Raw genomic sequence first — 12051 nt, 5'->3', positions numbered from 1 at the left:
GCTTGCACTACTTATTTTTACATGATTCCGAAGAGCGCATCCATATCTGCGTGCATCTGCGGTTTTTATATCTTTCAACGCTCCTCTCCCATCTCCCCATCTCCCCATCTCCGCGTCAATTTTATAGGTGAACCTAAATATGACACATGAGAAATTAATCGCAATTGTCTTAGCAGGTGGCAAAAGTAGTCGTATGGGAGAAGACAAAGCCCTGCTACCTATTCGTGGAGTGCCACTATTACAGCAAATTTGTAAAATTGCGGAATCCTGCGCCGATGCAGTTTATGTTGTTACTCCCTGGCAGGAACGTTATCAAGATTTGTTACCGCATACTTGCAAATTTATCCGGGAAGTGTATTTCCCTGAAGAGATAGATCAGACTCAGACAACTTTAACCCATGGACCATTAATAGGTTTTGCCCAAGCACTAACATACCTACAAACGCAAAACCAAGCAGAATGGATTTTACTGTTAGCTTGCGACTTACCAAACTTGCAAGTGGAGATATTACAAGCATGGAGAGAACAATTAGTAAATGTGAGAAAAGATGCGATCGCACTCTTGGCACATCATCAAAAAGGCTGGGAACCCCTATGTGGCTTCTATCGGCAAAGTTGTTTACCGGGATTAAATGAATTTATTTATCAAGGTGGCAGGTCATTTCAACAATGGTTAAACCAAAATACCGTGGAAGTTCTAGCGGCTCCCAATCGAGATATTTTCTACAACTGCAACACACCTGAAGATTTACTTTTCGACTAAATCCCATCAATCGCTACCCAGCTTAGTTTAAAATAATTATCTAATCTTTGGATTTTTTTGAATCAACAAGTGCAGTGCCGCCATCAGCTTCAGCCTGCATTTAAGACTTGATAAACTGCCCTAGCCTGAGTTGGCGAACAATGAAACATACCCTTTCCGTCCTTGTCGAAGATGAAGCGGGAGTTCTCTCTCGCATTGCTGGTTTATTTGCCCGTCGTGGCTTCAATATCGAAAGCCTTGCAGTCGGACCAGCTGAACAGTCAGGTGTTTCTCGAATTACAATGGTTGTTCCTGGAGACGATCGCGTGATCGAGCAACTCACGAAACAACTATACAAACTTATCAACGTCCTCAAAGTTCAGGATATCACCGAAACCCCTTGCGTTGAACGCGAATTAATGCTACTAAAAGTGAACGCAACCAGTAGCAACCGCTCGGAAATTGTCGAGCTTTCACAAATATTCCGCGCCCGTGTCGTAGACGTAGCCGAAGATTCGCTGACACTCGAAGTTGTAGGTGATCCTGGCAAAATGGTAGCGATCGTCCAGGTATTGCAAAAATTCGGTCTCAGGGAAGTTGCTCGGACTGGGAAAATTGCTCTCACTCGTGAGTCGGGAGTAAATACTGAGTTATTAAAGTCTCTAGAAGCAAAAATATAGTCGTAAATTTTCTGATGAAGATGTAATATCCAAATCGATATCTGCATTGTATATCAGAATATTTGGTCAAAATGACTCATTTCTTCTAGTTAGCAGCAATTGTAGCTATTGTTACTTTTTCTATTAAACCTGTTGCAATTTGGGCGATCGATACTTCTAATTGTGGATAAACTTGTGCCAATTTGGCACAAATTCCATGATTAAAACTGCTACAAAAAGGATGAGCAATTATGGAGGCAAAAAAGGTTATTGAAGTAAATGCAAGCTTTTTTGCAATTATTAACCTTATTGTTAGCAGATAATGCTAGCAAGCTATGCTTGTTGTAGTTTGAAATGATTTTTCAGTATCTATCTTTTGGAGTAGAAGATAGAGTTCGTGGTCATAGATAATATAAAGTTTGAACATTCATGACTTAAGAGAAACTGTCGTATTTAGGGTGCATTCAAATATGTTTTTTCTATCTTCCTTACACACCAATACTCACGAAACGCCAGTGCAGTTAGATTCGTCAGAATTAGAGTATGTCTCAGTAATCTTAAGTCATGGGGTGTATGGCACTCTCTTATTCTATGAATGAGATGAGTTGCTCAGAGTAATAAGAATAAGTTAGCATTGGTAGTATTTAAAATTGCTGCCAGAGTCGATTGAGATTCAAAAATAATAAAAATTATAGTTTAGCGTAAGTGTTGGAGATACATCTTGATCATCCGAATGTACTGCTGTTTGTAAGTCTTTGGAATCAGAAATATTCAGCAATAATAAATCTAAATCAAGTTGTATTACATGCAATTTAGTGCGTGTATTTAATTTGTCTAGCTTACTGTTCATTATATTCATTCAGTGTCACAATCATGTTTTAGTTGCGTGTCTTTAGAGATGATGATTCATCTTGATAACTAGGCTGCATTCTCCATATCTAAGAAAGCCTGAATGAAAGAGCAATTTTGCAAACTGATAAAAATCAATCAATATTCAGAAAACTGAAAAATAGGAAGAAAAATCCATGACTCTTGCAGGTGAAGTTCGTTCCCCTGTCAATACTAGATTGCCAAATATCATTCGTAATCTGCCAGTATTGTTCTTTTTGGGGGATATTTGTGGATTATTTATTTGTTTAGCCATTGGCTTTTGGTTGCGTTTTCATCAACCTCTGAATTGGCTCGATCCCTTACCTTACGGATTTGTGGGCATCGTACTTGCTGGATTTTACTTAGCAAATGCTTATAATCCAGATAGGCAAATTGCGGGTTTAAGAACACCTGCTCGAATTATTGTTTGTAACCTGGCGATCGCATTCTTGATTTCTGCGCTAATTTACTTGTCAGGTATTAGCCCAGAGAATCCAGTTTCATGGCGGAGTGTCTTGTTACCTAGCTTGGGAATGTTTACTATCTGGGCTGTGGTATTGCGTTTGGTAGCGGTGAAGTGGGTGCGATCGCAGTCTCAAAAAAGTCGTTGGTTGGTTTTAGGAGCAGGTGATAACGCCACCAAATTTTTACACAAATTACTAGTTCTGAATCCTTTGGGAAAGTTGACTGTTCTCGCAGAGACTAACCAAGAAACTATTGACTTACCAGATACCAATCTCAGTTACTTGGGTAATTTGAGTGATTTGTCGGCATGGAGTCAGGAATCATGGTCTGCAATCATCGTTGCAACTCAGGTAGAATTTTCCGAGACCCAGGCACAACAGTTAATGCAGATACGATTACGAGGCATCCCGATTTATAGATTGCCGGATGCTTATGAAACATTTTGGTTTAAACTTCCTTCCTCTTTACTACAAGATAAATGGTTAGCTTTTAGTGAAGGATTTAACTTGATACCTGGTGATTTCAGTATGAAGCTGAAGCGAGTGATAGATATCATATTGATACTGTTTTTACTGGTACTAGTTGCACCACTTCTCTTGTTAGTCGCATTGCTAATTCGATTAGATAGCCCCGGCCCAATATTTTACAGTCAGCTACGAAGTGGCTTCTATGGCAAACCATTTAGGGTTTATAAATTTCGTTCGATGTATCAGGATGCAGAAAAGCGGGGAGCGCAGTGGGCAAGTCAACGTGATCCACGGATTACCAGAGTTGGATACTGGTTACGCTTGTTGAGAATTGACGAATTACCCCAAATATGGAATGTTCTACGAGGCGAAATGAGTTTGATTGGTCCGCGTCCAGAAAGACCCGAATTTGATGTCAAACTCAAAGAAGCGATTCCCTATTATGAAGTACGTTACTTGGTGAAACCAGGAATTACAGGCTGGGCACAGGTGATGTATCCCTACGGTGCATCTATTGAGGATGCCTATGAAAAGCTTTCCTATGACCTCTATTACATCAAGAATTATTCCCTTTGGTTAGATTTGGCGATCGCCTTTAAAACAATTAGAGTCGTGTTGTTAGGTAAAGGTAGATAAAAAATTTGAATAAATTAGGAGTTAATCAGCAAAATAATTTTGTTGTTAGTAATGAACAAAAATTTTTCGATAAAACAGTTTGGAAAATTGTGGCAACAATTCACAAAAGGGTCTATTAATCGCCAGATTTTAAGTGCTGCGATCATAGTTGGTCTATGTACAATGTTAGTCAAAGTTGTTGCTTTTTCCAAAGAATCTATTGTCGCCTGGAAGTTTGGTACGAATGATTTAGTAGATGCATTTTTAATCGCTTCAGTTATCCCTAACTTTATAGTTAATGTCATCGCTGGTTCATTAAATGCAGCACTGATTCCAACTTATATTCAAGTTAGGGAACAAGAGGGCTTTAAAGAATCTGAAAAACTTCTCTCTGGCGCAATACTTTGCAGCCTTACACTACTGGGAATAACAACTCTATTCATCATCATAACTGCTCCTATCTATATACCCTGGATGACCCTAGGATTTAGTCCGGAAAAACTAGCTTTGACCTATCAACTGTTTTACATGACTACACCAGTGATTTTATTTACTGGAATAATCATGTTATTGAGTGCGGTATTGAATGCAGGAGAAAAATTCGCCATAGCAGCAATCTCACCTTTATTATCACCGGGAGTAACAATTTTACTGCTGCTTTTATTTGAACAGTCACTAGGGATTTTTGCTTTAGCGATCGGGTTGGTTCTCGGCGTAGTTTTAGAGGTAATAGTTTTAGGGGTTGTCCTTCATCGAAGAGGGATTGTTCTTCGACCCAAATGGTTTGGTTTGAGTGCAGCTTTTCAACAAGTTGTGAAACAGTATGCACCAGCAATGATGGGGGCACTTTTAATGTGCAGTACTGCGTTAGTAGACCAATCTATGGCAGCTATGTTAGCACCAGGAAGTGTGGCTGCTCTCAATTATGCCAGTCGCGTGAGTTCATTCCCTATCCTCTTAGGATCTACTGCCATTAGTACTGCGGCTATTCCCTATCTTTCTAAAATGGTGGCATCTAGTGATTGGCAAGGAGTCAAGCATACTTTACGTTCCTATATCCAGTTAATCTTCCTCATTACAATCCCCCTGACAGGACTTTTAATCCTGCTTTCTAAACCAATTATCCAGATACTTTTCCAAAGAGGTGCTTTTACCGCCCAGGAAACTAATTTAGTTGCACACATTCTATCTGCCTATGCATTACAAATACCTTTTTACATAGCATTAATATTTATTGTCAAATTGTTAACATCCCTATGCCTTAATTCCATTCTGATGTGGGTATCTGTCTATAACTTAATAATTAATATAGCCTTAAACTACTTATTTATGAAATGGGTGGGCATTCAAGGAATTGCATTATCAACAAGTTGTGTAATCTTGTTTTCCTTTGTTTTTCTTTTAGTTGCATCAATTAGACATTTAAGGAAAATGATTTTTGCTAATAGCATTTAATATTTAATGCATAAAAAAATCTCTGAAGTACAAAAAATTGTGAGAGCCAGCACACACAAATAAATTTCAGTTCATGAAATTACAACAAAATATATTTTAGACAGGAGCAAAAATGTTTAACCAAGAAACTAGAAGCGCTGAAAGAATTAGAGAACACTATAATCTGGAGAAGAAACTGGCAGAACAGTTGCGTAACAGTAACGAAACTGAGAGAACAAGGTTATATACTTCTCTTTATGAAAAATTATTTCAATCATTGCCAGATCACCCACAAATTGTGAGGAAGGAAGACTTGCAATTGAGGAAATTGCATATATCAGATCAAATGAAATTATTGCGGAATTTTCTGCATAACAATTCCAGGTGCTTGGAAATAGGAGCAGGAGATTGTAGCTTATCTTTGGAAATATCTAAATATGTAGAAAAAGTCTACGCATTAGATGTATCTGAAACAATTACAAAACAACAAGCTATACCCCAAAATTTTGAATTGATTATTTCTGATGGAACTAGCATTCCTCTTGCCGATGAATCAATTACCATCGCATACAGTAATCAACTCATGGAGCATTTGCATCCCGATGATGCTGTGAAACAATTGAGAAATATTTATCATGTACTTGCTGATGATGGCATTTATATTTGCTGTACACCCAATAAGTTGAATGGTCCACACGATATATCAGAATATTTTGATCGAGTCGCTACGGGTTTTCACCTCAAAGAATATACAATCACTGAATTATCTACCCTCTTTTCAGAAGTTGGTTTTTCTCACTTAAAAATTTACAAGAACTTTAAAAGTATTCTCATTGGTTTTAGTCCATATCCATTTATACTTATCGAATGGATGCTATCTAAATTGCCATATAAAATGGGAAAAAAAATAGCATCAGCTCTCTTATTTAGATGGCTGTTGAATATTATTATTGTGGGCAGAAAATAATCAAATTAGAGAATTACTTTAACCGTTTTAACCTGTTTCAATCTTCAGAGATTAGTTCTTTAAATTTGGCGTAATTATATGCGAATAACTCTCATTATTCCAGGACTTACAAGCGGTGGAGCAGAAAGAGTTCTAGTTCTGCTCGCACAAGGTTTTTTACAGCGAGGACATAATGTTGCAGTAATTACACTATCTGGTAAAGATACTGACTTTTACTCATTGCCGCCAGAAATTGAGCGGATTGCTCTCGATGTACAACAGACATCAAAAACTGTATTCCATGGGTTATGGAATACAATTCACAGATTTATTTACTTAAGGCGAGCAGTGAGGGAGGTTCAAACAGATATTGTCATTTCCTTTATGGGATCTATGAATATTTTTACCTCTCTCGCACTATTGCAAACAAAATATCCCAAAATTGGCACTGAACATATTAGTCCAAAGATATGTCCTTGTGAACAGCCTTGGGAGATGTTGCGGAATTTTGCATATTTAAATCTCACTAAATTAGTTAGTGTGAGTCAAGATGTAAATAAAGAGATTGATTGCTTACCAGCAGCTAAAAAAACAGTTATTTATAACCCATTTATTCCCATTCCATATCTTGTAGAAAACTTGCAATTACCATCAGGAGTTAACCCAGATAAAAAATGGATCGTATCCATGGGAAGACTCAACGTACAAAAAGGATTTGATATATTATTAAATGCTTTTCAAAAAATAGCTGTTCAGTATCCAGATTGGCAACTATTAATCTTAGGTGAAGGAGAGCTTAAACAAGATTTAGAAAACTTGAGAGATAAACTGAGATTATCAGAACAAGTAGTGTTTACAGGGGCAATTAATCCCCCGTTCTCAATTCTGAAAAATTCGGATTTATTTGTAATGCCATCAAGATTTGAGGGTTTTCCCATGGCTCATGGAGAAGCCCTTGTCTGTGGTTTACCTGTAATTGCTACGGATTGTCATGGTGTGCGAGAACTGATTCGAGATGAGATTGACGGTATTCTTGTGCCAAATGAAGATGTGACTGCATTAGCCGATGCAATGAGTCGTTTGATGTCAGATGAAACTGAGCGCAATCGTCTGGCAAAAAAAGCACCAGAAGTACTTGAGCGTTTCAGCTTGGACAAAGTACTGGATCAGTGGGAGTACCTCATAGATAAAGTTTTAAAAGAGGAATATTCTTGGTCAACAGCAAAGTACTCCAGTTGAAAAATTCGGCGCAATTTATTAACAAAAAACAGATGAAAAAAATTGCTTTCTTAATTCGAGAACTTAGCTATGGTGGGGCAGAAAAACAATTAGTTACCCTGGCAAAGGCTTTAGATGTAAGAGGTTTTGATGTTACTGTTTTATGTTTTTATCCCAATGGTGCTTTTGAAAAAGATTTTACTGGTACAACAGTCAAGATTGTGTCCTTAGAAAAACAAGGACGTTGGGACGCGATCGCTTTTTTGGGGAGGTTACTCTCCCAACTACGGCGTATTCAACCAGATGTATTACATACTTATTTACCGGACTCTAATGTTATCGCCATATTTTTAAAGCCTTTTTTACCTAAAACTAAGATAATTTGGGGGATTCGTCATTCTAATTGGGGAATCATCCAGCCGAATCAGAAGAAAGATAAGCAATTTGTCAACTGGGATGGTGCCCAAAACACTCTTCTCCAGTTAGAACGGAAGTTGGCTAGGTTTGCTGATTTGATTATTGTTAATTCTTACGCTGGTCAAAAGTACCATTTATTGAAAGGTTTTCCAGCAGAAAATATCACCGTAATTCCCAACGGTATTGATATCGATCGCTTTCAAATCAATCCCCAAGCAAGATTAAGCATCCGCAAAGAATGGGATATTTTACCCAATACAATTTTAATTGGTTTGGTGGGACGGCTTGCTCCCATGAAAGACCATACAACTTTTTTGCAAGCTGCTGCTCTGCTTTGTCAAGAACGGCAGGATTTGCGTTTTGTTTGCATTGGCAAGGAACAACAACCAGATTATGCCAAGCAAATCTACGAACTAACTAAGCAGCTTGGTATTAGCGATCGCGTAATTTGGACAGGAGCGAGGTCAGATATGACTGATATCTACAACGCATTAGATATAGTTGTTTCCACCTCTGCTTATGGGGAAGGGTTTTCCAATGCGATCGGTGAAGCAATGGCTTGTGGTAAGCCTTGTATAGTTACTGACGTGGGAGATTCTGCCTGGATTTTGGGTAATCAGGGTTTTGTCATTCCACCGGGCAAACCACAGGCTTTGCAAAGTGCCGTTTTGCAATTAATCATGGAAATGAGTCTTGGCAATTACACTCAAAGTGAGGTTCGACAGCGAATTGTTGAAAATTTCTCAGTACCCCAACTTCTACAAAAAACTGAGTCTAATCTTTTGAGCTTATTTAATCACAATTAGGTTGGTGTAAGGGAATAATCGTACATCAAAAAAATAATTAATTCAATGAAAATACTATTGCGAAAACTATAATTTTATGGCAAAGAAGGAGATACATAATTACTTACTATATTACCAGTATTTTTTAATTGTTGGTGTTATATTTTTCTTTTTTACACGTCTAGATACCTACTTGGTAACTAAGCTTTTCATAATTAGTCCTGTGGGGTGGATTATACCTTATATTATTCTCACGATTCCCGTCTTGATAATTCGGAAAAAGGGTGAATATCCACCAATATCAATATTGTGGTGGTGTCTTGGCTTTTTCCTACTTGCCTTCTTTTCCTACTCATTTTTCCCCCCATCTGAATCTTCACTACGAATATTTATAGATCGTTCTTCTTCAACTTTATTTTTATTGGTAACGACTTTTTTATTCGCAGATCGGCGAATTCAAAATTGGACAAAATATGTTTTAATGTCTGCCATAGGGATGGGAGTTTTCAATAATTTGTACCACATTGCCAATCCATCTGCCTTTGGTGGTCTTGTAGAGGGGCGTGCAGTAGGTTTTTATCTCGACCCCAATGATTGTGCCAATGCATTAATCCTGGGCATGATTTTGACAGTAGAGATGCTCCCCAAAAAATTACGTTTTCTTTGGGTAGTAATAGTTGGTTTGGGAGTGATTTCGACTTTCTCTCGCGGAGGTATTCTAGCTTGGGTTGTAGTAGTCATGATGATGAGTATAACTCGCATTGTTTCCTTGCAAAAATCTCTTTTATGGGTTGTTGGAATAGGATTGATACTGTTTTTTGCTACTCAACTAGGATCGATTGGCGACAGTGTAAATATTCATAATCAACTTGACTCCATTGCACTGCAAAGAGTTGAAAGTATGATTGATGGAGGTGATGTTGTGGAAGATGAGTCAACTATTGAACGTAAAGCAGTTGCAGAAAAAGGGTGGGAAATGTTCTTAGAACGTCCAATCTTTGGCTATGGAATTGGTTCAACTTTTGATTACAGCATCACAAAATTTTCTGTTTCTACTCATAATATGTTTTTACTCTATGCAGCAGAATATGGAATAGTGGGAATTCTGATTTTGCCCTTAGCCACATATGCTGTGACCCATCGCGCTCGCGGTGAAACCCGCAAAATAGGTATTATTTTTACCATATTTATTTTGTTCGTCAGTTTGTTTTCCCATACGGTTTTGTCTCTGTTATATTATCTGATCCCATTCGCTTTGATGGCTGTGATGAGTGAAAGTAGCCGCCAAATTTGTTCTCAGCAAGCCCTAAATAATTTTAAAAAAGATCAAACTGCAATACCGACTAATCGTGTAGTGCGTGGATAAATAAAAAAATTCATTCAAAATAATTAAAAAAATACATTTATTGGTTTAACAAATGTGTGGTGTTACTGGATTTCTAGACTCAACAAAACAAATGAATGCTGACTCTCTGCGATCGCTCGCTCAGAGGATGACACGCACTCTCCAGCATCGCGGACCAGATGACTCCGGTTGTTGGGTTGACGCAGCTGCGGGGATTGCCCTGGGACATCAACGTTTAGCCATTTTAGACCTCTCCCCAGAAGGACATCAACCAATGATGTCTGCTAATGGTCGCTACATCATAGTTTTTAATGGGGAAATCTACAACTTTTTAGAACTAAAACAGAAGTTAGAGCAATTAGGGCACTCATTTCGCGGACATTCTGATACGGAAGTGATGCTGGCGAGTTTTTGCCAATGGGGACTGCAATCGGCAATCCAAAAGTTGAACGGGATGTTTGCTTTTGCCCTTTGGGATCGGCAAGAAAGGGTATTACATTTAGGGCGCGATCGCTTGGGAGAAAAGCCATTATATTATGGCTGGTTGGGACAAACTCTCGTTTTTGGCTCGGAATTAAAAGCCCTAGCTGCCCATCCTCAATTTCAACCAGAGATTAATAGGGATGCTTTAACCTCTTTGTTGCGATTGAAATATATCCCCACACCCCATTCCATCTACAAGGGAATTTATAAACTACCTCCGGGAACCACACTGAGTTGGCAGGGAGGAGCAGATCATTCCTTACCCCAATCTTATTGGTCTATCAAAGCAGTGGCAGAATCTGGTATTGCCGATCCGTTTCTTGGTTCAGAACAAGATGCCATCAATCATCTTGATTCATTGTTACAGGATGCAGTTGGATTACGCATGGTTGCTGATGTTCCCCTGGGAGCCTTTCTATCCGGTGGTATTGACTCCTCCACTGTGGTAGCACTAATGCAAGCTCAAAGTTGTCAACCAATAAAAACCTTCAGCATTGGTTTTCAGGAAGATACTTACAATGAAGCGCAGTATGCAAAAGCAGTTGCCCAACACCTAGGTACAGAACATACGGAATTATACGTCACTCCAGAAGAAGCATTAGCAACAATTCCTCAGCTACCTACCCTCTATGATGAACCGTTTGCAGATGTCTCTCAAATTCCTACCTTTCTGGTTTCACAACTCGCTAAACAATATGTGACAGTCAGTTTGTCAGGAGATGGTGGAGATGAATTGTTTGGTGGATATGGGCGTTATCTACGGGGACAAAACCTCTGGCAAACAATGGGTTGGATACCCGCACCAATTCGTCAAACTGTAGCCCAAGCCTTAACCAATTTAGAAGCACAAAGTTGGGGACGAAATTCTCATCATCAAGGGCAAACAATGCTTACCAAACCCAAATTAGGCAAATTGGGCTACACACTCAACCGAGTTTCTGAACTTTTGCGGGCTGAAACCCCAGAAACTCTATATATGAAATTAGATTCCGACTGGCAAGAACCATCAAAAGTCGTCATTGGTGGTAAAGAACCTCAAACAATCTTCAATAATCAGGGGCTTTGGGCAACTTTACCAGACTTTATCCAATGGATGATGTACCTGGATACAGAAACTTATTTGCCCGATGATATCCTCGTCAAAGTTGATCGGGCAAGCATGGGAGTCAGCTTAGAGGGGCGAATTCCCTTATTAGATCACCGTGTTGTCGAGTTTGCTTGGCGACTGCCAGATGCAATGAGAATCAGGAATAACCAGGGCAAATGGCTATTGCGCCAAGTTTTACACCGTTATATTCCTCCACATTTGATAGATCGTCCCAAAATGGGATTTGGTGTACCAATCGGTGACTGGTTGCGTGGTCCGTTACGAGATTGGGCAGAAGCACTGTTAGATGAGCGACGGTTACAACAAGAAGAATTATTTAACCCACAGCCAATCCGCCAAAAATGGACTGAGCATCTGTCAGGCGATCGCAACTGGCAATATAGCTTGTGGAACATTCTCATGTTTCAAGCATGGTTTGAGCATCATTGTTAACTTAGTTTGCATTATAGATATTCAGCACCTGACTATGATTGTTTGTTCAAAAAAAGGTAAATTAA

9 protein-coding genes are annotated in these 12051 nt (G+C 38.8%); all 9 read left to right on the top strand.

The window, feature by feature from the left end; genetic code table 11:
• Nucleotides 1-139: 139 nt before the first annotated feature.
• The 9 genes from VB733_RS12195 (at nt 140) to asnB (ending at nt 11986) form a co-directional block, all read left to right on the top strand.
• Complete coding sequence (locus tag VB733_RS12195) at nt 140-763, top strand: molybdenum cofactor guanylyltransferase (protein ID WP_323340352.1); 624 nt, start codon at nt 140-142, stop codon at nt 761-763.
• 140 nt (nt 764-903) lie between these two features.
• Nucleotides 904-1422 (top strand): acetolactate synthase small subunit, encoded by a 519-nt coding sequence (gene ilvN / locus VB733_RS12190; protein ID WP_096611386.1) that lies wholly within the window; start codon nt 904-906, stop codon nt 1420-1422.
• 1004 nt (nt 1423-2426) lie between these two features.
• Nucleotides 2427-3839, top strand: a complete 1413-nt coding sequence (locus VB733_RS12185) for a sugar transferase (RefSeq protein WP_323340351.1) — start codon at nt 2427-2429, stop codon at nt 3837-3839.
• A 51-nt stretch (nt 3840-3890) separates the two neighbouring features.
• Nucleotides 3891-5273 (top strand): murein biosynthesis integral membrane protein MurJ, encoded by a 1383-nt coding sequence (murJ, locus tag VB733_RS12180; RefSeq protein ID WP_323340350.1) that lies wholly within the window; start codon nt 3891-3893, stop codon nt 5271-5273.
• A 112-nt stretch (nt 5274-5385) separates the two neighbouring features.
• Complete coding sequence (locus tag VB733_RS12175) at nt 5386-6219, top strand: class I SAM-dependent methyltransferase (protein ID WP_323340349.1); 834 nt, start codon at nt 5386-5388, stop codon at nt 6217-6219.
• Nucleotides 6220-6297: 78 nt separating this feature from the next.
• Nucleotides 6298-7437 (top strand): glycosyltransferase family 4 protein, encoded by a 1140-nt coding sequence (locus tag VB733_RS12170; RefSeq protein ID WP_323340348.1) that lies wholly within the window; start codon nt 6298-6300, stop codon nt 7435-7437.
• 32 nt (nt 7438-7469) lie between these two features.
• Complete coding sequence (locus tag VB733_RS12165) at nt 7470-8639, top strand: glycosyltransferase (RefSeq protein ID WP_323340347.1); 1170 nt, start codon at nt 7470-7472, stop codon at nt 8637-8639.
• Between the two features lie 202 nt (nt 8640-8841).
• Nucleotides 8842-9984 carry an O-antigen ligase family protein gene (locus VB733_RS12160; protein WP_323340346.1) on the top strand — a complete coding sequence of 381 codons (1143 nt, stop codon included), beginning with the start codon at nt 8842-8844 and terminating at the stop codon, nt 9982-9984.
• A gap of 52 nt (nt 9985-10036) precedes the next feature.
• Nucleotides 10037-11986 carry an asparagine synthase (glutamine-hydrolyzing) gene (asnB, locus tag VB733_RS12155; RefSeq protein ID WP_323340345.1) on the top strand — a complete coding sequence of 650 codons (1950 nt, stop codon included), beginning with the start codon at nt 10037-10039 and terminating at the stop codon, nt 11984-11986.
• Nucleotides 11987-12051: the final 65 nt, after the last annotated feature.

It is taken from the genome of Calothrix sp. UHCC 0171 (assembly GCF_034931845.1).
Lineage (GTDB): Bacteria > Cyanobacteriota > Cyanobacteriia > Cyanobacteriales > Nostocaceae > Brunnivagina.
This window is presented reverse-complemented; position numbering and strand designations above follow the sequence as displayed.